Source organism: Salinibius halmophilus (assembly GCF_003577475.1).
Classification (GTDB): domain Bacteria; phylum Pseudomonadota; class Gammaproteobacteria; order Pseudomonadales; family Natronospirillaceae; genus Salinibius; species Salinibius halmophilus.
The window spans coordinates 131,134-155,876 of the sequence record NZ_QPEP01000008.1 but is presented as its reverse complement, the minus strand read 5'-3'; the positions used below and the strand labels follow the sequence as shown (position 1 = coordinate 155,876).

At 48.8% G+C, this 24,743-nt stretch carries 26 protein-coding genes; 12 read left to right on the top strand and 14 right to left on the bottom strand.

Going from position 1 to position 24,743, the window contains the following annotated elements; all coding sequences use genetic code 11:
• Positions 1 to 4: 4 nt before the first annotated feature.
• The 8 genes from hemW to DUW71_RS10715 form a co-directional block, all read right to left on the bottom strand.
• The gene (gene hemW, locus DUW71_RS10750) at positions 5 to 1,117 is read right to left on the bottom strand and encodes a radical SAM family heme chaperone HemW (RefSeq protein WP_233546102.1); all 1,113 of its coding nucleotides are present in this window, start codon (positions 1,115 to 1,117) and stop codon (positions 5 to 7) included.
• On the bottom strand, positions 1,114 to 1,698 hold the full coding sequence (rdgB, locus tag DUW71_RS10745; protein WP_119395266.1) for an RdgB/HAM1 family non-canonical purine NTP pyrophosphatase: 585 nt from the start codon (positions 1,696 to 1,698) through the stop codon (positions 1,114 to 1,116). The genes hemW and rdgB overlap by 4 nt, the downstream gene beginning before the upstream one ends.
• Positions 1,695 to 2,132, bottom strand: a complete 438-nt coding sequence (locus tag DUW71_RS10740; RefSeq protein ID WP_119395265.1) for a DUF4426 domain-containing protein — start codon at positions 2,130 to 2,132, stop codon at positions 1,695 to 1,697. Before DUW71_RS10740 ends, rdgB begins: the two co-directional genes overlap by 4 nt.
• Positions 2,120 to 2,713 carry a methionine biosynthesis protein MetW gene (gene metW, locus DUW71_RS10735; RefSeq protein WP_325048582.1) on the bottom strand — a complete coding sequence of 198 codons (594 nt, stop codon included), beginning with the start codon at positions 2,711 to 2,713 and terminating at the stop codon, positions 2,120 to 2,122. The genes DUW71_RS10740 and metW overlap by 13 nt, the downstream gene beginning before the upstream one ends.
• Positions 2,700 to 3,854, bottom strand: a complete 1,155-nt coding sequence (gene metX / locus DUW71_RS10730) for a homoserine O-succinyltransferase MetX (protein ID WP_119395263.1) — start codon at positions 3,852 to 3,854, stop codon at positions 2,700 to 2,702. Before metX ends, metW begins: the two co-directional genes overlap by 14 nt.
• Positions 3,855 to 3,920: 66 nt before the next feature.
• The gene (locus DUW71_RS10725; protein ID WP_119395262.1) at positions 3,921 to 4,520 is read right to left on the bottom strand and encodes a YggT family protein; all 600 of its coding nucleotides are present in this window, start codon (positions 4,518 to 4,520) and stop codon (positions 3,921 to 3,923) included.
• 11 nt (positions 4,521 to 4,531) lie between these two features.
• The gene (gene proC, locus DUW71_RS10720) at positions 4,532 to 5,347 is read right to left on the bottom strand and encodes a pyrroline-5-carboxylate reductase (RefSeq protein ID WP_119395261.1); all 816 of its coding nucleotides are present in this window, start codon (positions 5,345 to 5,347) and stop codon (positions 4,532 to 4,534) included.
• Positions 5,348 to 5,356: 9 nt separating this feature from the next.
• Entirely contained in the window at positions 5,357 to 6,043 is a 687-nt protein-coding gene (locus DUW71_RS10715; protein ID WP_119395260.1) for a YggS family pyridoxal phosphate-dependent enzyme, read from the bottom strand.
• 98 nt (positions 6,044 to 6,141) lie between these two features.
• On the opposite strand from DUW71_RS10715, the gene DUW71_RS10710 reads away from it, so the two are divergent.
• The 4 genes from DUW71_RS10710 to DUW71_RS10695 all read left to right on the top strand — a co-directional run bounded on the left by DUW71_RS10710 (position 6,142) and on the right by DUW71_RS10695 (position 9,401).
• The gene (locus DUW71_RS10710) at positions 6,142 to 7,176 is read left to right on the top strand and encodes a type IV pilus twitching motility protein PilT (protein WP_119395259.1); all 1,035 of its coding nucleotides are present in this window, start codon (positions 6,142 to 6,144) and stop codon (positions 7,174 to 7,176) included.
• 10 nt (positions 7,177 to 7,186) lie between these two features.
• A complete protein-coding gene (locus DUW71_RS10705) occupies positions 7,187 to 8,314 on the top strand; it encodes a PilT/PilU family type 4a pilus ATPase (protein ID WP_119395258.1) in 1,128 nt (375 codons plus the stop codon).
• Positions 8,315 to 8,464: 150 nt separating this feature from the next.
• Positions 8,465 to 8,704: a hypothetical protein gene (locus DUW71_RS10700; protein ID WP_158583996.1), complete on the top strand. Its 240-nt coding sequence runs from the start codon at positions 8,465 to 8,467 to the stop codon at positions 8,702 to 8,704.
• 169 nt (positions 8,705 to 8,873) lie between these two features.
• The gene (locus tag DUW71_RS10695) at positions 8,874 to 9,401 is read left to right on the top strand and encodes a hypothetical protein (RefSeq protein ID WP_158583994.1); all 528 of its coding nucleotides are present in this window, start codon (positions 8,874 to 8,876) and stop codon (positions 9,399 to 9,401) included.
• A 1-nt stretch (position 9,402) separates the two neighbouring features.
• On the opposite strand, the gene DUW71_RS10690 is transcribed toward DUW71_RS10695, so the two are convergent.
• On the bottom strand, positions 9,403 to 10,272 hold the full coding sequence (locus DUW71_RS10690; RefSeq protein ID WP_158583992.1) for a diacylglycerol/lipid kinase family protein: 870 nt from the start codon (positions 10,270 to 10,272) through the stop codon (positions 9,403 to 9,405).
• Positions 10,273 to 10,585: 313 nt separating this feature from the next.
• Here DUW71_RS10690 and DUW71_RS10685 point away from each other — a divergent pair, with 313 nt between their 5' ends.
• A complete protein-coding gene (locus tag DUW71_RS10685) occupies positions 10,586 to 12,070 on the top strand; it encodes a DUF3360 family protein (RefSeq protein ID WP_119395254.1) in 1,485 nt (494 codons plus the stop codon).
• A gap of 145 nt (positions 12,071 to 12,215) precedes the next feature.
• Positions 12,216 to 12,755 carry a CAP domain-containing protein gene (locus DUW71_RS10680; protein WP_119395253.1) on the top strand — a complete coding sequence of 180 codons (540 nt, stop codon included), beginning with the start codon at positions 12,216 to 12,218 and terminating at the stop codon, positions 12,753 to 12,755.
• A 14-nt stretch (positions 12,756 to 12,769) separates the two neighbouring features.
• On the opposite strand, the gene DUW71_RS10675 is transcribed toward DUW71_RS10680, so the two are convergent.
• Both DUW71_RS10675 and DUW71_RS10670 read right to left on the bottom strand, forming a co-directional pair.
• Positions 12,770 to 13,531 (bottom strand): EAL domain-containing protein, encoded by a 762-nt coding sequence (locus DUW71_RS10675; protein WP_233546105.1) that lies wholly within the window; start codon positions 13,529 to 13,531, stop codon positions 12,770 to 12,772.
• A gap of 333 nt (positions 13,532 to 13,864) precedes the next feature.
• Positions 13,865 to 15,565: a choice-of-anchor I family protein gene (locus DUW71_RS10670; protein WP_119395251.1), complete on the bottom strand. Its 1,701-nt coding sequence runs from the start codon at positions 15,563 to 15,565 to the stop codon at positions 13,865 to 13,867.
• Between the two features lie 245 nt (positions 15,566 to 15,810).
• Here DUW71_RS10670 and ubiM point away from each other — a divergent pair, with 245 nt between their 5' ends.
• The 4 genes from ubiM to DUW71_RS10650 all read left to right on the top strand — a co-directional run bounded on the left by ubiM (position 15,811) and on the right by DUW71_RS10650 (position 19,064).
• The gene (gene ubiM / locus DUW71_RS10665; protein WP_119395250.1) at positions 15,811 to 17,076 is read left to right on the top strand and encodes a 5-demethoxyubiquinol-8 5-hydroxylase UbiM; all 1,266 of its coding nucleotides are present in this window, start codon (positions 15,811 to 15,813) and stop codon (positions 17,074 to 17,076) included.
• A 35-nt stretch (positions 17,077 to 17,111) separates the two neighbouring features.
• Positions 17,112 to 17,630 (top strand): GNAT family N-acetyltransferase, encoded by a 519-nt coding sequence (locus DUW71_RS10660; RefSeq protein WP_119395249.1) that lies wholly within the window; start codon positions 17,112 to 17,114, stop codon positions 17,628 to 17,630.
• A gap of 59 nt (positions 17,631 to 17,689) precedes the next feature.
• Positions 17,690 to 18,322, top strand: coding sequence for a YdeI/OmpD-associated family protein (locus DUW71_RS10655; protein WP_119395248.1), 633 nt, complete (start codon positions 17,690 to 17,692; stop codon positions 18,320 to 18,322).
• Positions 18,323 to 18,464: 142 nt separating this feature from the next.
• Positions 18,465 to 19,064 (top strand): GNAT family N-acetyltransferase, encoded by a 600-nt coding sequence (locus tag DUW71_RS10650; protein ID WP_158583988.1) that lies wholly within the window; start codon positions 18,465 to 18,467, stop codon positions 19,062 to 19,064.
• 238 nt (positions 19,065 to 19,302) lie between these two features.
• Here the strand turns inward: DUW71_RS10650 and DUW71_RS10645 are convergent, their stop codons facing one another.
• Positions 19,303 to 19,842, bottom strand: a complete 540-nt coding sequence (locus DUW71_RS10645; protein ID WP_119395246.1) for a flavodoxin — start codon at positions 19,840 to 19,842, stop codon at positions 19,303 to 19,305.
• 90 nt (positions 19,843 to 19,932) lie between these two features.
• A complete protein-coding gene (gene purT / locus DUW71_RS10640) occupies positions 19,933 to 21,105 on the bottom strand; it encodes a formate-dependent phosphoribosylglycinamide formyltransferase (RefSeq protein WP_119395245.1) in 1,173 nt (390 codons plus the stop codon).
• Positions 21,106 to 21,504: 399 nt separating this feature from the next.
• On the opposite strand from purT, the gene DUW71_RS10635 reads away from it, so the two are divergent.
• A complete protein-coding gene (locus tag DUW71_RS10635; protein ID WP_119395244.1) occupies positions 21,505 to 23,286 on the top strand; it encodes a hypothetical protein in 1,782 nt (593 codons plus the stop codon).
• A gap of 5 nt (positions 23,287 to 23,291) precedes the next feature.
• Here the strand turns inward: DUW71_RS10635 and DUW71_RS10630 are convergent, their stop codons facing one another.
• The gene (locus DUW71_RS10630; protein WP_119395243.1) at positions 23,292 to 24,080 is read right to left on the bottom strand and encodes a sterol desaturase family protein; all 789 of its coding nucleotides are present in this window, start codon (positions 24,078 to 24,080) and stop codon (positions 23,292 to 23,294) included.
• 198 nt (positions 24,081 to 24,278) lie between these two features.
• Here DUW71_RS10630 and DUW71_RS10625 point away from each other — a divergent pair, with 198 nt between their 5' ends.
• The gene (locus tag DUW71_RS10625; protein ID WP_119395242.1) at positions 24,279 to 24,626 is read left to right on the top strand and encodes a rhodanese-like domain-containing protein; all 348 of its coding nucleotides are present in this window, start codon (positions 24,279 to 24,281) and stop codon (positions 24,624 to 24,626) included.
• The last annotated feature ends 117 nt before the right edge of the window (positions 24,627 to 24,743 follow it).

Sequence of the window (24,743 nt, the reverse complement as noted above, 5' to 3'; positions counted from 1 at the left end):
AGCGCTAATCGGCGATAAACTGGCCAACGATGTCGTTGTAATAAGGCCAGCCATGTTCGGTAAGCTGTAAGCGATTTGGGTGGACTAAGCCTTGCTTTCTCAGCATATTCAGCGTGTCCTCAGCCCAGTTCGGCAGGGGGATGGGGCTGTGCTGGATGCCAGATTTAAGGCGCAGCACATTGAGCATAATCTCAAAGGGTAGGTCCGCTTGCGCAACTTGCGTCCATTTGCCCATGGTTTGTGGCATGGCAGCCAAATAGTTGCTGGGTGTACGAGTTTTTTGGCTGCGCCAAATACTGCCATCACGCATGGTAAGTTTACCGTGTGCGCCAGCGCCGATGCCAAGATAGTCAGCAAACGTCCAATAGGCTAGGTTGTGGCGCGAAGCTTCGCCCGCTTTGGCATAAGCAGAAATTTCATATTGTTGATAGCCATGGTTTGCCAACGCATCCATACCAGCCAACCAGATATCACTGCTCAGCTCATCATCGGGCAGCTCAGGCGGATGGCGATAAAAGGCGGTATTCGGCTCTATGGTTAACTGATACCAAGAGATATGCTCGGGATTGAGCGCAAATGCTTGCTCTAGGTCGGCCAGTGCCTGTGCAACGGTTTGATTGGGCAGGGCAAACATTAGGTCGATGTTAATGCGCTCAAACCCCGCCGCACGTGCCATAGCAAAGGCTTGCTGTGCTTCATTGGCGCTATGAATGCGCCCTAGCGTGTTAAGTTGCTCGTTGGCAAAGCTTTGCACGCCAAGTGATAATCGGTTGATACCCGCCTCACGGTAACCGCAAAAGTTACCTGCTTCGGCGGTACCCGGATTGGCTTCTAGGGTGATTTCACAGTCGTCAGCTAAATCAACATGCTGGCGCAAAAAGTGAAACCAGTCTTGATAAAACTCGGCCGACAATAAACTAGGCGTACCACCACCAATAAAAATCGTCGTTATGGTGCGGTCTTCAATTTTTGGCAAGTCTTGTAAAAAGTCTTGCTTAAGCTTGGCAAGGTAGCCTTGGCTATCAATACTGCCTTCATGGCTATTAAAGTCGCAGTACGGGCACTTTTGCACACACCAGGGGGTGTGCAGGTACAAAGACAATGGCGGCAAACTCAAGCAAGCTGCTCCATCAGCTGCGCTAAGGCTTTACCCCGATGACTGACCGCTGCTTTTTCTTCTCGCGTCAGCTCAGCCGCCGCTTTGCCTAGGTTTGAATCGTAAAAAACGGGGTCATAGCCAAACCCACCTTCGCCTCTTGGCGCTCGCAAAATATGACCATGCCACTGGCCATGCGCAATGATTGGTGCCGGGTCGTGTTCATGGCGCAAGTAGACTAGAACACAATGAAAGGTAGCTAGGCGGTGCTCTTCGTTGGCGAGGTCGCTAAGCAGCTTATCGATGTTGTCCTGGTCACTTGCCTGCGCTCCGGCATAACGTGCACTGTATAAACCAGGGGCGCCATTTAATACTTTCACGGATAAACCAGAATCGTCGGCTAGAGCGGGCTGGCCAGTTAAGCGACAAACATTGCGTGCTTTGAGTAATGCGTTTTCAACATAGGTCAGCCCAGTTTCTTCTACCGAAGTCACTACAAAGTCACTTTGTGGCACCACATCAAAGCCCTTAGGTGCCAATAAGTTTTGTAACTCAGCCACCTTGCCTTGGTTGCCCGTGGCTAAAACAATGGTTTTACTCATAACGCTTCCCAAATAGACTGTTGGAACTCGACTGTTTGGCTTGCACCACCCTCGGGCTCAACCTGAAGGGTAAAGCGCAAAATTTCTTCGTTCAAAAACCGAAACTCAGCCAAGTAGTAAATAGCCGAGCCTTCTTTCACTTGTCGAAACTCGAGTTGCCTAGTTTGGCCGATCATATTGCGAAAGCTGCCCGTCACATTAGCTTCAACCGGCACAGCAACAATTGAATCCGGTTGTGGTTTAAGCACCGAAATACTTAAAAAGGCCTGCTTATTCGAACGGTTAATCCCATAAGCCGCGGCGACGTCTTCGGTTAACTCGGCAGTCGACAGAGCCATGTAGTGTACGTCGTAACCACGTATTGCAACTTTCTGTTCAGCCAAAGCACTCAGGCTAAAGCACAGGGCCAAGGCGGCAATGATTATCTTCTGCATAATTGATATATCGCTATCTCGCCTAACAAGTTAGGCATTAGGTTCATCAATCGACCTGAGTTGTGTTCGCGGTCTACCACCGAGCGGCGCAGCACCCTAAAACCAAGGTCATTCACGAGCACTTCAAAGTCTTTGAATGTGCAAAGATGAATGTTTGGCGTGTCGTACCAACTATTCGGCAGCGCTTTACTCATCGGCATGCGCCCTAAAATACCCAAATAGGCCCGCGTGCTCCAATGGCCAAAGTTAGGGAACGTAACAATGGCTTGGTCAGCGACGCGCAGCATTTCTCTAAGCATTTCGTCGGGGCGTTCGACCACTTGCAGCGCCTGAGTCATTAACACCACATCAAAGTGGTTGTCGTTAATGTTGGTCAGGCCGTCATTCAAGTCGCGTTGTACAACACTTACGCCACGCGCGATGCATCGGTTGATTTTGGCTGGGTCAATTTCCATACCCAGCCCCTTAACGCCACGGGTGCTCAGGTGAGCCAATAACTCGCCGTCACCACAGCCAAGGTCGAGTACTTTAGCTTGCGCTGGAATCCAGTTTTCAATAATGGCTAAATCAGGCCGCATCATGCACCTCCTGCTGCGCACGGTTTAAGAAGCCTGATAGCGCGTTGACGTAATCATCAATTGGGAACAGGAAGGCGTCGTGGCCCTGGTCGGCTTCGACTTCTAGGTAGGAAACCTGCTTCTCGGCGGCAATAAGCGCTTGCACAATTTCTTCACTGCGTGATGGCGCAAAGCGCCAGTCGGTAGAAAACGAAATAACTAAAAACTTGGCTTTCGCTTGCGCCATGCATTTGGCTAAATCGCCGTCGTGATCTGCCGCTGGGTCAAAATAATCCAATGTTTTGGTCAGCAACAGGTAGCTGTTGGCATCAAACTTACTAGAGAAGTTTTCCCCTTGATAACGCAAGTAGCTCTCAACTTGGAACTCGGCATCAAAGTTAAAATTAAGTTTGCCGTTGCGCAGGTCACGGCCAAACTTTTCGCGCATGGCGTTATCGGATAAATAGGTAATATGGCCAAGCATGCGCGCCAATGCCAAACCTTTAGCTGGGTAGGTGTCGTGCTCGTAGTAACGACCAGCACGGAAATCTGGGTCAGAAACAATCGACTGGCGGGCAACTTCGTTAAAGGCAATATTTTGTGCCGTCAGCTTAGGCGCTGCAGCAATAATCGCTACCGCACTCATCATATCTGGATAATCTATCGACCAGCGCATGGCCTGCATACCACCTAATGACCCACCAACAACCGCTAGCAGCTTTTCAATGCCTAACGCTTTTACCAGTCGATACTGGCTTTTCACCCAGTCGCGCACTGCCATAACTGGGAAGTCAGGGCCAAATGGCTGGCCAGTCTCAGGGTTAATACTGGTTGGTCCAGTGGAACCGTGACAGCCGCCGAGGTTGTTCATCGCAATAACGAAAAACTTATCCGTATCTATGGCTTTACCAGGGCCAATACATGCTTCCCACCAACCAGGCTTCTTGTCTTCCATGCTGTGGTAGCCAGCCGCGTGATGATGGCCAGATAGTGCATGGCAGATCAAGATGGCGTTTGAGCGATCTGCATTCAGCTCGCCATAGGTTTCATATACCAACTCATATTGGTCGATGCTGCGACCGCAACGCAAGGGCAATGGCTCATCAAACGCCATGGTTTGCGGGGTCACCAAGCCAACTGAGTTGGCAGGAATTTGCTCGGGCATGGGTGGAAATTCTCCAAACCGGAAAAGAAAGAGACAGAAGCGCCGCGCACTGAGCGCGGCGGCGAATTATAAACCGATAAACAAACCGCCTGGGTAGCCAATGGCTTGCGCAATGGTGGCAATCACAACAATTTCGATAATGTAAATCACAACAAAACCAACAATGAGCGACAGGTCTAGCATGCCAATTTGTAGGTTCAGTTTGCGGAACGGCCCGATGTACGGCTCAATGATTCGACTCAAGAAAGCTAGCAACGGGTTGTATTGCCCCATCGTAAGCCAGCTGCCAATCGCAACAATAATCATTGACCAGCGCAACACCATTAAAATAGCACCAGCAACCGCCAAAATAGACCAGATGACCAGCTGCGGAATGTTCGCAAACGCCACATCGAATCCGCGCACAATACCGACCAATAAGATGGCAAACACCACCTGGGCAATCCACAAGACTAATAACGAAGCTTGGTCGAATCGCCCGATTGGCGGCATGATTTTATACAGCGGCCGAACAAATGGGTTGGTGATTTGCAGAATGGTACCCGCGAGCGGGTTGCGAAAATCGGCCTGCCCCAGAATCGCGAGCAAGCGCACAATGAGTGCGATCACCACAATTGAAAAGGCCACCGTTAGAATAATTTGGGCAATTTGAGCAAGTGCTCCCATAATTTAGTTCCTCAATCACTCAGTGCTTTGGCTAGGGTTTCACTGCGGGCTTTGCAGGCATCCATGGCATCTGCGACAAGTTTTGGCAGGCCTTGGTTTTCAAAAGTTGCGATAGCACGTTCAGTTGTACCACCTGGCGACATTACGTTTTGCTTCAGCTGAGCTGGCGAGTCATCGCTTTGCAAAACCATCTCGGCTGCGCCTAATGCAGTTTGCGCGGCAAGGAGCTTAGCGTCTTCTTCGCTAAAGCCATATGCTTGTGCTTTTTCTGCCATGGCTTGAATAAACAAATAGAAATACGCCGGTCCACTGCCAGAAATTGCCGTTATGTCATGCAGTGTCTCTTCACTAGCAACCCACTGCACCAAACCTGTACCAGCGAAAATATCGCTTAACGTTTGTCGTTGTGCCTGCGTCACTGACTCTGGTGCCCACAACCCACTCACACCTTTACCTACCATCGCTGGCGTATTTGGCATGACACGGGCCATGGCAACACCGCCGCCAAGCCAACTTGCAATATTGTCGGCCGGTAAACCTGCAGCGATTGAGACAAACAGCGGCTGTTTTTGCTGGGCAACCGTTGCCAGTGGCTCGCACACTTGTTTCATGACTTGCGGTTTTACTGCCAGTATCACAATATCGGCTTCGCTGATGGCGGTTGCATTATCACTAACCGTACGCACACCCTGCTGAGCAAATTCAGCCAGCTGATCTGGATTTGGGTCGGAAGCAATAATTTGCCCACCAGCAAAACCACCGTTTAGCATGCCACCAATGATGGCCTTCGCCATGTTGCCTGCACCAATAAACGCTACTGTTGTCATCTAAATTCCTTAGTTTGTTCGCTGGCCAAAAATTGCGGTACCTATGCGCACCATGGTAGAACCGTTTGCAATCGCCAGTTCTAAATCACCACTCATACCCATCGACAGTGTATCGCAACTGTCAAAACCTTGCTGCAAGCGCTCAAACGCCATCCGCATAGTATTAAAATCTTGCGCTAACTGTTCTGGCGACAGATCGACAGCTGGAATGGTCATTAAACCGCGCAAGCGTAAATTAGGCTGCTCAGCAACACATTGCGCCAGCGCATCAATTTGCTCAACGAGGATACCAGATTTTGCTGGGTCATTACTGACATTTACTTGCAGCAGAACATTGAGTGGTGGCATATCGGCTGGGCGCTGGTCGTTTAAGCGGCGTGCTATTTTTTCTCGTTCAACCGTGTGTACCCAAGCAAAGTTGGCGGCGATGTCTTTGGTTTTATTGCTTTGTATAGGGCCAATAAAATGCCATTCCAATGGCAAGTGCGCGAGTTGCTGTATCTTTTCTACGCCCTCTTGCACATAATTCTCGCCGAACGCTCGCTGACCATGCGCAAATGCTTGTTGAACTGCATCGGCTTTGAACCTTTTCGAAACAGCAAGCAATTTGACGCCGTCTGGCTTTCTGTTACTTTGATGACAGCTGCTGCGAATGCGCGCCACAACAGTGTCAAGTTGAGTTGCTATGCTTGTCATACGCGTTCCTTTTAATGGCACTTGGATAGTTTACCGCGCTCGCAGTAATGAACCCAGCCTGCCATTTGTTGAATACTAGAGTTTTTGGGGTTTTGGTCATGGACATTACTGATTTGCTCGCCTTTTCGGCTAAACAAGGCGCATCAGATTTACACCTTTCATCGGGCTTGCCACCTATGATTCGTGTTGATGGCGACGTTCGTCGCATTAATTTGCCGGAAATGGAACATAAGCAGGTGCATGGCCTGATTTATGACATTATGAACGACAAGCAGCGCAAAGACTTCGAAGAGTTTTTGGAGACTGACTTCTCGTTTGAAGTGCCAGGCGTGGCTCGCTTTCGTGTTAACGCCTTTAACCACAATCGCGGCGCCGGTGCCGTGTTCCGTACCATTCCATCAAAAGTACTTACGATGGATGACCTTGGAATGGGGCAGGTGTTTAAAGATGTTTCAGAGAACTCACGTGGCCTAGTATTGGTTACTGGCCCAACCGGCTCTGGTAAATCAACTACGCTGGCGGCGATGATTAACTACATCAATGAAAGCCGCTACGACCATATTCTAACCATTGAAGACCCAATTGAGTTTGTTCACCAGTCGAAGCGCTGCTTGGTTAACCAGCGTGAAGTACACCGCGATACCCATGGCTTTAACGAAGCCCTACGCTCGGCATTGCGTGAAGACCCAGACATCATTCTGGTGGGTGAGCTACGGGATATTGAAACCATCCGCTTAGCGTTGACCGCTGCCGAAACAGGTCACTTGGTTTTTGGCACCTTGCACACAACCAGTGCCGCCAAAACCATCGACCGTATTATTGACGTGTTTCCAGCCGAAGAAAAATCCATGGTGCGCTCAATGTTGTCGGAGTCGCTACAAGCGGTTATTTCACAAACACTGCTCAAGCGCAAAACTGGCGGGCGTGTGGCAGCGCACGAAATTATGATTGGCACCTCAGCCATTCGTAACCTAATTCGTGAAGACAAGGTTGCACAAATGTACTCAGCCATTCAAACGGGTGCCTCGGTGGGTATGCAAACGCTTGACCAATGCTTGCACAACTTGGTCGCGAAAGGGGTGATTGCATCAGACATTGCTCGCTCTAAAGCCAAAATGCCAGAGAATTTTTAAGGGGTAGGGCATGGAATTTAATAAGTTATTGCAGTTGATGGTAGATAAGGGCGCGTCTGACTTATTTATCACCGCTGGTGTGCCGCCTAGCATGAAGATTAACGGTCAGGTGGTACACGTGACCAAACAGCCACTGAGCCCAGAAAAAACGCGCGAAGTGGTCAACTCTATTATGAATGAGCGCCAGCGCCATGAGTTTGATGAAACCATGGAGTGCAACTTTGCGCTGTCGGCTCGTGGCATTGGTCGTTTTCGTGTTTCGGCTTTCCACCAACGCAATCTAGTGGGCATGGTGTTACGCCGGATTGAAACCCGTATTCCGCGCGTGGAAGAACTAAAGCTGCCAGACATTATTAAAAAACTGGCTATGACCAAGCGTGGGTTAGTGTTGTTTGTTGGTGCCACAGGCACAGGTAAGTCGACCTCGTTAGCGGCCATGATTGGACACCGAAACCGCAATAGTCATGGCCATATTATTTCGATTGAGGACCCGATCGAATTTGTTCACCAGCACGAGCAAAGCATTATTACCCAGCGAGAAGTTGGCATTGACTGTGACTCGTTTGAAACCGCACTAAAAAATACCCTGCGCCAAGCACCGGATGTGATCTTAATTGGTGAGGTTCGCTCACGCGAGACCATGGAACACGCCATCGCTTTTGCTGAAACAGGTCACCTATGCTTGGCCACGCTACACGCCAACAATGCCAACCAAGCGCTCGATCGGATTATTCACTTCTTCCCAGCCGACCGCCATCAGCAGTTGTTTATGGATTTATCGTTGAATCTGAAGGGCATTATTGCGCAGCAGCTAGTGCCAACACCCGACGGTAAAGGCCGCCGCGCCGCCATTGAGGTGATGTTAAATACACCTCTTGCATCGGATCACATTCGTAAGGGCGAAGTACACTTGCTAAAAGAGTTGATGAAAAAGTCAAACGAGCAAGGCATGCAAACCTTCGACCAAGCTCTGTATAACTTATATGCAGCAGGTGAGATTACTTACGAAGACGCCCTAGCTCACGCCGACTCAGCCAACGACCTACGCTTGTTAATCAAACTAGGGCAAGAAACCGATGCGCGCCAGCTGTCGGAATCGGCTGACAAGCTATCGATTGCCGGCGACGAAGCTTACTAAGTTTTCGCAAGACAACTGCAACATTTCTGCAACAGCTGAGCAGTAGTGTCCGCAAACAATTGTGGCACACTCTCAGCTAGGAATTAGCTAATCAGGCCAGCAAGGACTGCTCCTCAAATTGTATTCGCGCATGATGCTTAGGAGGAAGTTTTGCGGATAGATATGATTCTATTAAACCGAATTTACACTTATGGCATGCTACCCATTTTTGCAGTGAGCCTTAGCTACCTTACTGTCTGGCTGAGTGTCACCGTATTCGCCAACGATCCAATGATTACCGTATTACTCATCACCGCTAATTTGCTGCTGTTGATAATGATTAGCAAACAAGGTCTCATTTGGCACAAAAAGCTGAAACAACGTTCTAAGATTGCCAACTGGCAAGATTGACAAAAAACCACCCATAGTATTGATCTGATACATAAATCTAACAATGTTCATAGTCATACAATCCTGTTTTATGGATAATTCACCACCGTCTCTCTTACTTTAAAAACGGTATATGACTATGTCTTATAATGCCGAGCACCGCTTTGGTGCCAAACCTAAGAATCCGGCAATGAAACCGGTTCTAATTAGCGCGATCGCTGCAACTTCGCTCATGATAGCACCCATGTCATTAGCACGCGACAATTGTGAGGTTATTGATGAGTATGGCTACAACCAGCTACTCATTTTAACTTCACTCTCTGGCGATCAAGCCGCATCTTTGCGTAGCATCTACACCACAACGCTTGCCGAAAACAGCATAAACTGGTCAATTTCCGATCAGCCAACCGCTAGTGGGCGCTACCCGTTGTTTGTTCAGTATTATGCCGCTAGTGCGCGCAAGCTGCGCATTATGTTTGCTAATCTTGAGCTAGAAACCGGCAATCTGCGCGGTGACGGCACCATTCGTGGCAAGAACCCATTTATTAGTAGTTATGCAATTGACGGTACCGAGCAAAGCGCCTTGCAGCAGTTATTGGGAAGCATGCTCAATAACGATAAGATATCGGTGCAATATGAGGCAGATAGCATGACGATGAATGCTTACGCCATCTATCACGACCTAGTGGGTGCTTATCAGTGCATGACCAGCCAATAAGCTAAAGCGCCCTCACTCGCAACGCCCTTGGTAATACTCGGATGTAGGCGGGTGTTTGCTGAATAAGTTCACCATCCAGTTGCATGGCTAAGCCGGGTGTCACAACCTTTATCGATGTAATGTCTTGCTGAATGATGGGTGGTTCGTCGCTGGTTGCAGGGATTCTGCCAGCCAAAATATTAAGCAGAAATGGCCAACGCTGAAGTGCGCCAACATGGCTCGACCAAGCTAATCTCAGCTTGCTGTTATCGAGGTTAAATTGCTCGGCAATCTTAATGCCACCACCGAAAAAGCCACCTTTGGCAACCACTAACAATAATGTTGGTAAACAAAGTCGCCGCTGACCATAGTGAACAACCACTGTGTTGGGAGAATACCTAGCGATTACCAACAAGGCTGCAAACTTGTAGGCGAGCTGTGTCATCTTTTTTGATTTGCTTGCCATGTGCTGCAGCACGGCAACATCAAACCCAAGCCCAGCAGCATTCACAAATACGTCGCCGTTTACTTCTCCTACATCCACCCAACGAGGCTTAGCAAGCAAGCGATCGGTGAGGCTTACCTTGCGCCTACCGAGACTGCGCACATAATCGTTTCCTGTGCCAGTGGGCAGAATGGTTAAAATAACATCCGAGTGCACCAGCGCATTCGCGGCGGCATTCACCGTGCCATCACCACCCAATACCACAACTTCATCTGTCGACTGTGCCGCTCGCGCCAATAGAGCAATACTCGTTGCTCTATCTTCCAGGCTGTAAAGCACACTCACGTGGTGACCTAATGCAACCAAGGTTGCCTGCACATTATCTAGGTTAAAGCGCCCAAACCGGGCTCTTTTAGGATGGGCAAATAATAAAACTCTGTGTGCCAACTGCCTGTTCCACATTTACTGCAATTATTAGGCAGTTATCGCGCATTTGTTGGCAAAATTCCATGTTTTGGCGCAATTGCCTAACTGTCTCGCGTAAATTCGCGCAACCAGCATACCAACTATTTGGTAGTTTTATTACCAAACCTTGCTGAAAACTGAACGATATCAAGGGCTTTTCAGCCAAATCCCGTAGGTTTATTACAACACTCTTGATTCGGCGCAATGGTTCTTCGAGCGCTTTCTACTAGCCTTTACCGCATAGGCTAAGTCAGCCAGTCACAGTTTCCCTATTCGACAAAGCAGAGATGTTGCTATGACCGAAACCACACATAATGAAGCGGAAGATTTTGCTGAAGGTAGTTATCAGCAGAATCACCGTCCGGCGTCTGAGTTTGATACGCGCGAAGACTACTTAAACCATGAGCTGCAAATTATGCGCCCCCGACGATGGCGGCTCAATTTACCAGGCCGTGACTTCCGCTTTGAGTGGGAGGATTTAGTTCCAGCACTGGCAGGCACCATTGGGATTACAGTGATGTACTCGGCAGTAATGAGTGCCTATGCGGCAGGCTTTGGCTTAGACCAAGCATTTGTTATCGAAAACGTGCGTGTTGAGCTGCTGGTTTCAGCAACCTTGTTTGTTATTCTAACCTCTGGCTTTTTAAACCCAAGGGCGAACCTAGCGGGTAACCATGGGCCAATGATTCCATTGATTGGCCTTATTGCTGCGGCAGGCGGACACCCACTGGCATTAGGTATTTTAATTGGTGTTTTTGGGCTATTGCTCAGTGCCACCAAGAGTGCTTCCAGGCTCGTCAATCTTACCAGCGCAGGGGTGACCGGTGGACTACTTGTTTATTTAGGCGCCACAGGTGTCATGGGCCAAATATCGGGGCTTAGTGACTGGGCCATGGCTAATGATGCGGGGCGAGTGATCTTCCCAGTATTGGGCGCGACCGTCATTATCTACGCTTGGCTGGCAAAAATTGGCAAACGCTGGTTAGCCATTCCATTATGTTCTGCTGCAGCGCTAGCCATTGCCTTGCTTATGGGCGCCCCGTTTGAGTTCCAAACTACGCCGGGCATGCCAAACCTTAATCCAGCGTACTGGTGGGGTAGTACCGAAACCGGTTGGAAACTTGGTTTACCAAATTTAGAGCATTTTATTGCTGTACTGCCATTCGCCATTCTTGCCGTGGCAATGTGGTCACCAGATTTCCTTGGCCACCGTGTTTTCCAAGAAATGAACTATCCGAAAAAATCGGAAAATGCATTGATGGACGTTGATGACACCGCTGCCGCTTGCTCTATTCGCCAAGCTGTCGGTTCGTTCTTTGGTGGCGGTAATATTACTAGCTCATGGGGCACTTACATGATCCCAGCTGCCATTGCTAAACGCCCAATCCCAGCAGGGGCAATTTTAACTGGTGTGCTTTGCATCATCCTCGCCGTTACTGGCTACCCAATGGATTTAACCGTTTGGCGCCCAGTGATGAGTGTTGCTCTACTCGTTGGCGTTTTTATGCCACTGCTAGAAGCGGGCATGCAGATGGTGAAGGACAATGTTAATACCAATGCTGCCGGCACCTGTATCTTTGCTTCGGCAGTGGTTAACCCAGTATTTGGTTGGGCGCTGGCGATGTTCTTGGATAACAATGGTCTAATTGGTAACAAAGAACGCGCTGAGTCGCTCAGCGCGATCGACAAAATAGTGATTCCTGGCATCACGCTAATCGTCTGCGTGGTAGCACTAGCAGTTGTAGGCATGCTACCAGGCATACCTGCCATGATTGGCTAGTCACCAACTTTTAAGATCGTTCATTAACGGTGCCTGCAGAACCTGCAGGCACCGTTTTTTTTACTTGCTAAAAATTTGAACAGCTTAATCATTTGTTTATCAAATCCCTGTTATGCTGCGCGCGTTCTTAACAGAGTGACCCGCTATGCAAAAAATTTGCCTTCCTGTTTTAGTTGTTATTGCCCTAACTGGCTGCACCGACGCACCCGGTACAGCACCAAGTTACGACAACATTGCGGCTAACTACTGTGGGTATGCCACGCCGGGTTATGCCAATGACATGCTAAATGCCATCAACAATGCACGGGCAAGTGGCGCCTCGTGCGGCAGCATGGGCTATTACCCTCCAACTACACCTGTTGCGTACAACTGCCAGCTCACGAGTGCAGCCCTAACGCATACCAACGACATGGTTCAGTACAATTTCTTTAGCCATACAGGCAGCAATGGTTGGTTACCTGCTCAGCGCGTGGCCGATAGCGGTTATAGCGCTAGTTTTGTCGCAGAGAATTTAGCGGCAGGCCCAGATAATGCTTACACCGCGGTAAACCGCTGGTTAGCCAGTGATGGACATTGCGCCAACCTGATGAGTCCCAATGCACGTGAGTTTGGTGTGGCCTATAGCAATGGCTGGATTAATAACATGCAACATATTTGGACGACAGTGTTTGCAGCCCCACGGTAGCCGCCAGTGATGACTTAAAAATCGGTCGCAAGCTGCGGCCGATGCAAATAGAAACCTTGTAACAAATCACAATGCTGGCTAGCGCGTTCCAACTCGGCCTGTGTTTCGATGCCTTCTTGCACAATTACTAAGCCAGGCCGGCGAACTTGCGCAACAAAAGCAGCATAGTTTGGGTAAGCCAAAACACTAATGTCTAACTTGATGATGTCTGGCTCAATTCTTTGGCAACGTTGATACACCAACTCACAATCGGTTACGTCATCTAGCGCCAGCAATTCGCGCTCAATGGCTCTTCGATTACGACTCACGAGTGCAAGTGCGTCTTCACAACTGGCTTCGTGCTCCAGAATTTCTACCACAATTTCTGTGTCAGTGAGGCCTAGCTCCATAATGCGGGCCTGATATAGTGCCCGGGTAGCCATGTTTGCTTCACTTTCAATTAATGCTTGTAGGTCGTGGTTCAAATATAATTGGCGAGCCGGCTTATTGAGCCTGGCAAAGTTGCGTAAATGCACGGCACGCAGCATTCGATCCAAAAATATGTTCTCACCCTTGTCGGTAGCCGTCGCGATTAGTTCTAAAGGAGAGCAAGGCTGGCCATCAATAAATGGTCGCGCTAGCGCTTCTACACCTACCACCGAATGGTCAACAGAGAATATTTTTTGAAAAGCGGTACCGACAGCAAACTGACCATAACGACACCAGGTCGCACCATCTTGCTCGCACAGAAACTGTTCAAGCTTCTGGCGTAACACTTCTGGATTGTCTGAGTTCACTGTGGTCAAAAGCAAATTCCAATCTATACCTGTTAGTTGAATTGTCAGTATAGCCGAATTAGTCAGCAGGCGAATGTTAAGCGCTGCACTGAAATACAACAAGCATGGCGGTTGATTGAAAAAAGGGCGCGCTAAGGCGCATGCTGTTCACTTAATCAATGTTGGTTTGAATCATTTGCTTTTTCGGCACGGCGCAAGTACGTCCATGTAGCCTCGACACCCGCTCCCTGCGGGTGACGGCCTTAAAGCAAACAATCCAAGCCAACAAATGCTTGTCTAAGTGAACAGCATTCCGCCGCTAGGGCACCCTTTTTTGTAACGGCAACCAACTGCTTATTGAATCTGCCAGATTGAAACAGAGCCTGAGATTTCGTTGCCTACTACTAATAGCGGCTCACCCGTTGGGCTTTGTTTGGCATCAATGAAGACCATGCCCTCTGGTGCTAAATCACCTGATAAGTCAGCACCATTCTCTAAACCGCGGTTAAACATATAACCTAGGTACTGAGCATTGGCAGGTTCAGATACATCATAAGCAAAGATTCCACCCATGCGTTCTAAACCAATAAAGGCGATGGTTTGCTTGCCAATTTTGCCAATTGCTAGGGCTTCCGGCTCGTGCGCTTTGTTCTCTGAGCGGCTATCACCTTCGTTTTCGTCGTCATTGTTGTTAAACAAATCGCCGTGTGTGGCTTTGGTGCGTACGCTAAATTCGTCGCCCGAGTCATATACCAACTCAGCATTGGCATTAAAGATTGAGAACGAACGGGCGCCATAAGCATATAGTTTATCGTAGTCACCATCGCCATCTACATCGCCTTTGGCACTAGTAACGCGCAGGTCGCGAATGCGGTCATCGTCGCCATAGGCAGCAATACTGGCATCTAGCGGTAAGTCTTTTACTTTGAACTCATCGATAAACGCTAAACAACCATCATCTTCGTCGTAGTCCATGCCACCTGATAGCTCACAGAAGGTTTCATTGGCAACATCAAAGAAATATTCGCGCGCATCACCCTCGTTGGCAGTAGCGATGAAGGTTTCACCGTTAATTTCAAACTGAGCAATGGTATCTGGCTGGTATAAGCCATATAGGTTGTCCCAGTTGTAAAACTCTGCTTTGCCTTCTTCTTGGGTATCAATATTTAGGCCAGACCACGACTTTTCACCTAGGCCTTTCACTTGCAGGCTGTAGTCATCCAAATCCAGAATGGCAAAGCCGTTGTTTTCCTGCAGCGCCACAAAGGCTTGCTCATTGGTCGCAGTGATGTACTCAGGCTCAAGGTCTTGGGCAACCGTTGTATTGATGGTAGCGCCATTAATTTTGCTTCCGGCTGCAGGGCTTGGGAAACTCATGCCTTGGGCTGACAGTGCCGCTTTTTGATCATTAAAAGCGCGGAAGTTCAGCTGTGTGACCTTGCCAGGTTGGCCGTTATCAATTTCTACAACCGTGAGAGACCCTTCTGGGTCATAGGTGTAGTCATCACTTGGTTCACCTTCGTTGGCAGCAATTACCTTGCTGCCATCTGGTGTAAAGGTCACCATATCTGGCAGGTTGCCAGCAGGCACAGAAGCGATAAAAGTAACCTGCTCACCGCTTAGGTCATAAAACAGAATTTGACCATCATCAGCATGTTCTTCTGCCTCAGCAGCAACGGCCATCAAATCGCCATTGATAGCGATTGAGTTAATGCCACCCACATTTTGTGCATCGGCGAGCATATCAATCACTTGTCCACTGCTGAGGTTAGTGCCAGTTACCACGCCTTCAGCATTTTTTGCCATGGCTTCACCAGCTAGATCAGCAATAGAAATGGCATTTACAACCGTTGCATCTCCTGAGTTATTAATTGCAAATACACGTTGGCTAGCAGCATGATATTGCACAATCTCAGCCGCCCCTTCACCGCCTAATACGGCGCGGCCAACTAGGTTGGCAGAAAACGTATCTGAAGTTTTTGGTGCCATTGTTTGGCAGGCAGACAGCGCCGCAACAGAAACGGCTAACAAGGGTAGTTTGGCAAATGTAGACATAGAGTGCTCCTTCTAGTTATGGCGCACTACCCTATCGGTCAAATATGACAGCCATGCTTAACTTTTATTGCAAACATTCTTCGCTGCTGGTTTACAGAGTTTTGGCAAAAACCTACGGCAACCAAGCCTACCAATTGCATTTAATCAATGTTTTTCGCCCGCTTGGCGTTATGCTGGGCATTTGGGGTGGTCTGCGCCCGCGCTTGATTTGTTGATCAATTAAATAAATATCGGGGTTAGGTAAAATGAGTCATCATCCTTTAGTTATCGCTGGTTCTGGCCCTGCAGGTTTAAGTTTGGCATGTGCGCTAGCCAACAGTGGCATCAAGGTTGCCATCGTTGATCCGAATAGTGCTGAGGCGTTAGTGAATGCCAAAGATGATGGCCGTGAGATTGCCTTGACTCATTTGTCGATGCACTTGCTGCAAAAGTTAGGTATCTGGGAGCTGATTGAACCGGAAGCCATTGCACCACTAAATGGGGCGGCGGTGCAGAACGGCAACTCGCCCTTTATTCTCGACTTTCATGCCAATCAGTCAGCCAAAAGTGAGGACAAGCTTGGCGTATTGATCAGCAACTACGCCATTCGCCGGGCGCTTTATCAGCGAGCTCAGCAGCTCGATAATATTGAATGGCTACTCGAAGACTCGGTTACCAATACTCATAGCAATGGCCCAGCCCGAATTGTTGAATTAGCCTCAGGCAACACCATTGGCACCGACTTGCTGGCTATCGCTGACAGCCGCTACTCAAAAACGCGCCAGAAGGTAGGCATTGCTACCGACATGCTCGATTTTGGCCGCACGGTGATTGTCGCGCGCCTACAGCATGAGCAAAATCACGATGGTATTGCCCGCGAGTGTTTCTTTTATGGCAATACGCTGGCGATTTTGCCGTTAAACGGCAAACAATGCTCTGCGGTATTTACTCTGCCTACCGAAAAAGCCGATGAGCTAATGAATATGAGCGAAGAAGCCTTTGCTCAGCTAGTGTCAGCGCAGTTGCAGTATCAACTAGGTGATATGCGCCTGATCAGCAGCCGCCATCGTTACCCACTGATGGCCACTCACGCCAAACGCTTTGTTGCCCAACAAGCCGCACTGATCGGCGATGCCGCCGTTGGCATGCACCCAGTAACGGCACATGGTTATAACCTTGGCTTAGCCAGCGCCGATTTACTCGCCAAACAACTTATAAGCGCGCAACAAAAAGGCCGGCCATTGGGTAGCCAGCGAACCCTAATGCCTTATCAGCTAGCCCATATGAAAACCACGCTACCAACCTTCCATGGCACCAATGCCTTGGTCACCTTGTTTAACAATGAAAACCCATTGGTCAAACCACTACGCCATGCCGCGCTGCGGGTTAGCCAATATTGCCCACCAGTTAAAAGCCTGATTACCAACAAACTAACTGAACTAAACCATGGCTATGGCGTGCCGCTGCCACCAATGCCTAATTTGGAAAGCCTAATAGAGCCGCTAAAAACTTCAGTTCTAAACAATAAATAGTCTTGTTACCCTCAAACTTAAATTGAGGGAAACAGATGCTTCAAACTACAAGAACAACCATGCGGCCAATTATTGAAGATGATTGGCCGTTTTATTTAGCCTTAACCACCAACCCAGCAGTAATGCGTTTTGTTGGCGACATTCAAACCCGCGAAGATATTCGCCAACGCTTTGAAAGTAGCTTACCTGCGTGGAGTCCTGAAGCAGATCACTGGCTGATGCTCGCCATCATTAATACAGAGACTGATGCAATCATTGGTGTAACGGGTGGGCAAGCAAGGAAACTAGCGGGCGAGTTCACGGTTGAAGTCGGCTTTTTAATTGACCCCAGTGCCAGTGGGTACGGTTATGCTTCAGAATCACTATTTGCGCTAAGGAAGTGGCTGTTCAGTCATGAAGCAATCACAGGTTTAACCGCCACAGTTACAGAAGGCAATGAGGCATCTGTGCGAGTGTTAGAAAAGTGCGGTTTTTATCAAACAGAGCGAGTCGCTGATAACTACCAAATTGCAGGTCAACAATATGCCGACTTAATTTTTACTTGCAAAAGCTAAAACTCCTTTTGTCAAACAGGTGTATTAAGCTTACTGCAGCAAAATTCGAGTAAGTAGCCATGCGCCAAAAAGCAGCAACAGTTGATGAGTTTATTGAATCAGGTTGTGGCCGCTGCGACAAAGCCGGCACGCCTGAGTGTAAGGTACATAATTGGTTAGAAATCGTTTTACGATTGCGCCAACTCTTGCAGCAAACCGAGCTCGATGAAGCCGCTAAATGGGGTGCGCCCTGCTACGGTTTTAAAGGTAAAAACCTAATCATGATTGCGGTATTTAAAGACTACAGCGCAATCAGTTTTTTGGAGGGTAGTTTTCTCGACGACCCTGAAGGTTTGCTGGAAAAGCCAGGTGAGAATGTTCGCCACGGCCGCGTTGTTAAGTTCAACAGTATTGCCGAGTTTGAGCAGCGCCAAGCTGCAGTCGAAGACTTTATTCAACAAGCCATCAGCAATGCCAAACAAGGGAAGCAGGTGATTTACGATCCAAATGACTTGCCTGATTATTGTGATGAACTGGTTAAAACCTTCGAACTTGACCCAGATTACCAAGACGCCTTTTTAGCCCTAACACCCGGCCGACAACGAGGTTATTTGCTGCACTTTAACCAAGCTAAACAAGCCGCAACCCGTAGCAACCGAATTGCCAAAGTTCGAGATAAGGTAATGGCGGGAAAGGGAATGCAGGATAGGTAACCATGACCTACGAAGAATTTAATGCTTATTGCCACGCCAAGATTGGTACTAGCTACGTGCAAATAAGCACTCACTTTTAATCTAACCCAAGAATGCGCTCTCTCTTTGAGCTATGATTATCACCGAGGAAGGAGAGCTTTATATGCCAGATCCAAACGACGTTCTAATTCGGCCAGTGCAACCCAGCGATGAAGCCGCAATTGTCGACATTTGTTATGAAACACGATCAGTCGACATAGCAGAAGAAGGTAAATATGCGTTTGCCCTGCGTTGGGCGCTGCCCTATTTGCGTGATGATCCGCAATTTTGCTTTGTCGCCGTGATTGGCGAGCAAGTGATTGGCTACATTGTGGGCACGCCAGACACGAAACAACAAGTGCTTAACTTTGAGCGCAATATTCTACCAGAGATGCAAACTCTGATTGATGGCAGCCACCCGTTTGCCAATCAATTTTTAAACGGTGGCAAGCTCGACCCGGCGGTAACAGAGCTACTAGACGACTACCCAGCCCACCTTCATATTAATATGACCAGCGACTGTCGCGGGCTAGGCGTTGGCGCCCGATTAATCAAAGAGCTAGAGCATCAGCTCATTAGCCATAACGTTACCGGCATTCACCTTGGCGTGAATAAGCAAAACATGGCAGCAGTGCGGTTTTATCAACACCAAGGTTACGATTTGCGTGAGGGTGAAGCAGATGATTTCGCCAACCCTTGGATGATGACCAAAACCCTTGGGTAGCAATTATCGTTTGCCAAACCTTCGGTTTGTAAAACCTACCCTTGCTTGCACGGCGGGTTGTGCTGGGCAATAAAAAAACCCGGCCAAATTGGCCGGGCCGAATTCTAGAATACTAGAAAAGCGTTTCCTGATTGCTCTCTCCTTCAATCAGGCTTGCCATTGTACGCGGCATCTATGACTATGATGTGAACAAAACGATGAAGCGCAGCTTTGTTCGCCTAGTCGGTGAGTTCGCCGATTATGCGGTTGCGGCGGCGAGCAAAGGCAGTTCGTGCTTTAACTGCTCAACCCACTCATCTAAGCGCTGGTCGGTTAGTTCAAACTGCTGGTCTTCATCAATTGCTAAGCCATAGAAGTGCTTTTTATCGGCCGATAGAGCTCGACTGCCATCAAACTCATAACCTTCGGTTGGCCAATAACCAACAATGTTGGCACCACGTGGCTGCAGAATTTCATGTAACCAGCCGACGGCGTCGATAAAATAATCACCATAACCGAACTGATCACCCAACCCATACAGGGCAACATGGTGGTGCTGCCAGTCAATTTCTTGCAAAACAGGCTCAAACCCTTCCCAGTCGGCTTGAATGCCACCGAAGTCCCAAGTAGGAATACCAAAAATACAGGTTTGGTGTGCCAGCAGCGTTTCCGCATCCACATCCGTCACATTGACACACTCAACCACTACGCCAAGCTCAGCAAAGCGAGCCTGCAGACGGTCGGCGACGTCTTCAGTGTTGCCGGTGTCGGTGCCATAAACCAGTAGGATATCAGCCATAATTTTCCCCAAGCATTGAACTGCGGGGAAAGATAACAAGAATCGTTCTTAAATTCCATATAAATAAGAACGATTCTTTTTAACGACTAGTTAGACAAGTTTGATTTTATTCGCTGCAGCTTTAGCTGTTTTGATCGCTTGTTCTAAGGTTTTTTCCCGTGCCAGCGCAACCCCCATGCGACGCTTACCCTGAATTTCTGGCTTGGCAAACAAACGCACCTCAACACGCGGCTCGCGCAACGCATCGTCTACACCAATAAATTTTGGGTCTTTGCTGTTGCCTTCGGGGCAAACCACCGCTGATGCTGATGGGCCACGCTGCTCAATTTCAGTAATTGGCAGGCCTAAAATAGCGCGGGCGTGCAAGGCAAACTCACTCAAATTTTGTGAAACCAAGGTCACTAACCCGGTATCATGCGGGCGTGGCGATACCTCAGAGAAGATCACCTCGTCACCTTTGATAAATAGCTCTACACCAAACAGGCCATAGCCCCCCAGCTCGCTAACCACTTTCTCGGCGACCGCTTTCGCTTGCTGCCAAGCAGCCTGGCTCATAGGCTGTGGCTGCCAACTTTCTTGATAATCACCGTTTTCTTGACGATGGCCGATTGGCTCGCAGAAATGAATGCCATCGACGGCGCTTACCGTTAATAAGGTAATTTCGTAATCAAACTCAACAAAACCTTCTACAATCACACGGCCTTTGCCAGCGCGACCACCTTCTTGCGCATATGCCCAAGCCGTGGCGATATCCTCAGGCGCGTTGACAACACTCTGACCTTTACCAGAAGAACTCATAATAGGTTTTACCACACAAGGCATACCGACCTGTTCGATGGCGGCACTAAAATCTTCTTCGTTATCGGCAAACACATAAGGCGATGTGGCAACCGACAGCGTTTCAGCGGCTAACCGGCGAATGCCCTCGCGGTTCATTGTTAGCTGGGTTGCTTTGGCAGTTGGCACAATCTGCACGCCACGTTGCTCATACTCCACGAGCACGTCGGTTGCAATGGCTTCAATTTCAGGCACGATTAAATGTGGCTGCACACGGTCGATTAAGCCGCGCAGCGCATCTTTGTCGAGCATATCTATGCTTTCACTACGGTGAGCAACCTGCATGGCAGGGGTGTTGTCATAACGGTCGGCAACGATGGTTTCTACACCTAAACGTTGCAGCTCAATGACTACCTCTTTACCGAGTTCACCACCACCCAGCAGTAAAACACGTTTGGCTGACGGGCAGCCCGCAGAACCTAACATAGATCCTCCAGAATTTATTCGAATTCAAAATAGTCGCTCATCATAACAGGCATTATTGCTAAACCGGCAGAGCTAAATCAGCAAAACCACTGCCAACGAAACTGAACAAACCGTTAGTTATCATTTGGGTAACGCTGAAAACCTTATTACACTCAATGTCATTCACTCAAAAAATGGCTCGCAGTGAGCCAAATGCCATTAGCTTAAGCAAATCTAAAGGTGGTAGCGGTGTTCGATATAAGACCGTCACCCGCAGGGAGCGGGTGTCGAGCCTACAGGGATGTACTAGCGGCGTGTCTAAGATCGAATGCCGCTATCACCTCAGCCGCTTAAGTTAACGGCATTGGATGTGAGCTGCCAGATAGGCAAACAAGTTAAGTAACAAAGGACACATAAACAATGAAACAATTATTTTGGTTGCTAAGTACATGCTTGTTTTGCGTGTCTGTCAGTTATGCTGACAACCTAGTTTATGGTGATAACACCAGCCCAAATGCCAACAATGGCATCTGCGATGATCCAAGATTTGAGGGCAGAAAGGCCAGTAACGACCCACAACTTATTGATCGATTCCATGATGCCAACGATTGCCGTGACCTTTATCAGCAAGGGCTCATCACGCTTGCCGGCACAGACGGAATTGACTTTGGTGATAATAGTGGCAGTTACACCAATGATGGCGAGTGTGACGATCCAAGGTTTGTTGGTAGCGGCGCTTCGAGCGCGGGGACCGCAGGCACTGATGCCAATGATTGCCGTGAACAATATGCGTTAGGCAATATCCGCCTACGTGAGCAGCCAAAAGTTGTGCCATTGTATTTAGCCGACGGCAGCATCAATTTCGGTGACGACACAGGCAATTACCCGAACGATGATGACTGTGATGACCCAAGGTTTGCAGGCCCTGGCACAACTGCCGCTGGTGATTATGACGATATAGGTGGCGATAAAACCGACTGCATGCGCGCCTATCGTAATGGTGAAGCATTTATCAATCCAACAGTGGCAAGCAACTTAAAAAATATTGATCGCAATATAGATTTTGGTGATGACAGCGGCGGTGCAGCCTTGGATGGGGAGTGTGACGACCGCCGTTTCAGTGGTGACCTAGTTTACGACAGCAGCAGCGAAAAAACCGATGCGACCGACTGCCGCGTGTTGTATTTGTCGGGTTTAATCAGTGTGTTCGTTGAACCAGAGCTCTACCTGCCAGACGGTAGCATCAACTTTGGTGACGACTCGGGAACCTATGCAGAAGATGGTGAATGTGACGATAATCGATTCGCTGGTCCAGGTGCATCATCACTTGCCAACCGCGAACATGTTGCCAAAGACCGCACCGATTGCGAGCGTGCTTACCGCAATGGTGAAATTTATCTGAAGTCGGAATCGCAAACCGAAGGGGTTTACGATGGCATCGACTTTGGCAATAACCAAAGCGCCTTTGCCTTTGATGACGAATGCGATGATCCAAGATTTAGCGGCAGTGGCGCTAGCTCATTGAGCTCAGACAGCCACCGCTTAGCCGACGCAGCTGACTGTATTGCCGCTTATAAAATGGGCACTATCCGGTTAACCGATCAAAGCAATCAGTTTGATAACATTGTTTTCGACAATATTGATTTTGGTAATAACAGCGGTGCCCATGCCGATGATGGCGAGTGTGATGACCCTAGGTTTGATGGCCCAGGTAGTTCGAACCTTGGTTTAGCCGGTAATAGCTACTTAAAAGCTGATGCCAATGACTGTGTTGCTTTGTATAAAGAGGGCCGTGTTTATCTAGACGGCGGCAACCCAGTTGATAGCTCTATCGACTTTGGCAGCAACGAAAGTAGTTATGCCTTTGATGGTGAGTGCGACGATCCTAGGTTTGAAGGCCCAGGCATGGCTAGCTTCTTATCAGACAACGATTTGAAAAAAGACGCCTTCGATTGCCGCGAGCTAATGGAAGCTGGCCGTATCAGCCTTAAAGCAACGCGCGGCAAAGGCGCAACGAATCAAACGCCAGCATCAGGCGTCGATTTTGGTAACGACTCAAGCTTGTGGGCCAATGATGGCGTTTGCGACGACCCAAGGTTTGTAGGTGAAGGCATGGCCGGTTCATTGGATGACAGCAATGCGCGTCGTGATGCAACCGACTGCCGCCAAGCTTATGAAGCACAAACCATACGCCTACGCTAGTTGTTTTATTTAAGCCAAGGCTGAATGAGTAGCCAGTGCAGCCCAATGCTGCGCTGGTCGCGAAACTGCTTTTGGCCAATTTGCATATCGTCGTGGCCATCTCTTGGCTGCGCTACATAGCTGTTAAACAGCCGATCCCACAGCGACAAGTTAAAACCATAATTTGAATTACATTCATCGCGGTGCACCGAGTGGTGCACCCGATGGAAATCTGGGGTGACGAGCACCTGTCGTAACAGTCTATCCACGCTATGAGGCAACCTTAAGTTGGCGTGGTTAAACATCGCCATACCATTCAAAATTACTTCAAACAGAATCACCGCTACCACAGGTACACCCAATACCATAATGGCCACGAGCTTGATCAGCATGGACAAAATTATTTCTATGGTGTGAAAACGCGAGCCTGTTGTCACGTCGATGTCTGTATCTGAGTGGTGCACTCTGTGTAGACGCCACAGTACAGGCACCTTGTGAAAGGCAACATGCTGCCAGTAAATCAGCATATCGAGCAACAACACCGAAGCCACAACCGCCAGCCATGCCGGCACAGCAAGCCAATTAAAAACACCGATGCCATTGCTGGCAGCAAAGGCCGCTGCCGCCACCCCAGTAACGGGAACTAACAAGCGAAGCACTAGCGTGTTGCCAAAGGTTAACAACAAGTTGTTCAGCCAGCGTTGTCCGCGAGCAAGGCGGCGCTGTTTACGGGGCCATAACGCTTCCGCTGCCATAAGCACTAGCAACAAGCCAAAAAAAACACTTAGCCGAATAATGCTTTCGAACTCTTGCATGGCAGCCACCTAATTATGAACCGTTGTCGAACTACATTCTTACAAAGCTACAAAACTTTGCCAGCACAGACAGGTTGCAACAGTGCAACAATGAAATTTCTATTAAAATATACGTACGATGCCGCCAATGACATTCACTTGAAAAGTGAGCTTGATGTTCATGAAGCGCCAACGATCAACTACGGCTAGGGAAACAAGATGAAAAAGCTATTAATGACCGTGCTCTTCGCACTCACAGCGCTTAGCGCTCATGCAGACCAAGCAATTGGCCAAGGCCAGCCTCTAATTATTGATGTGCGCACCCAAGCCGAATGGGACACTGGCCATCTTGAAAATGCGGTGCTCATACCTCATACACAGGTTGCCAATCAGATAATTGAATATACCGCCGATCCACAACAAACGATTTACGTGTACTGTCGCAGTGGCAACCGGGCAGGTTACGCAGTCGATATTCTACAGGAGTTGGGCTACCAAAAAGTATTCAACCTAGGCAGTGTTGCGCAAGCTGCCGAAACCCTGAATGCACAGGTGGTTACGGAATAAACCGAACTACCAAGTGCTTCGCTGGGGTTACCACTACGTAGCCCCAACCGCAGCCCAACAAATCGTAACGCTTCCAGAAACTTCTTCAACTTACGTTCAATGAAACAAAGAGAGTAG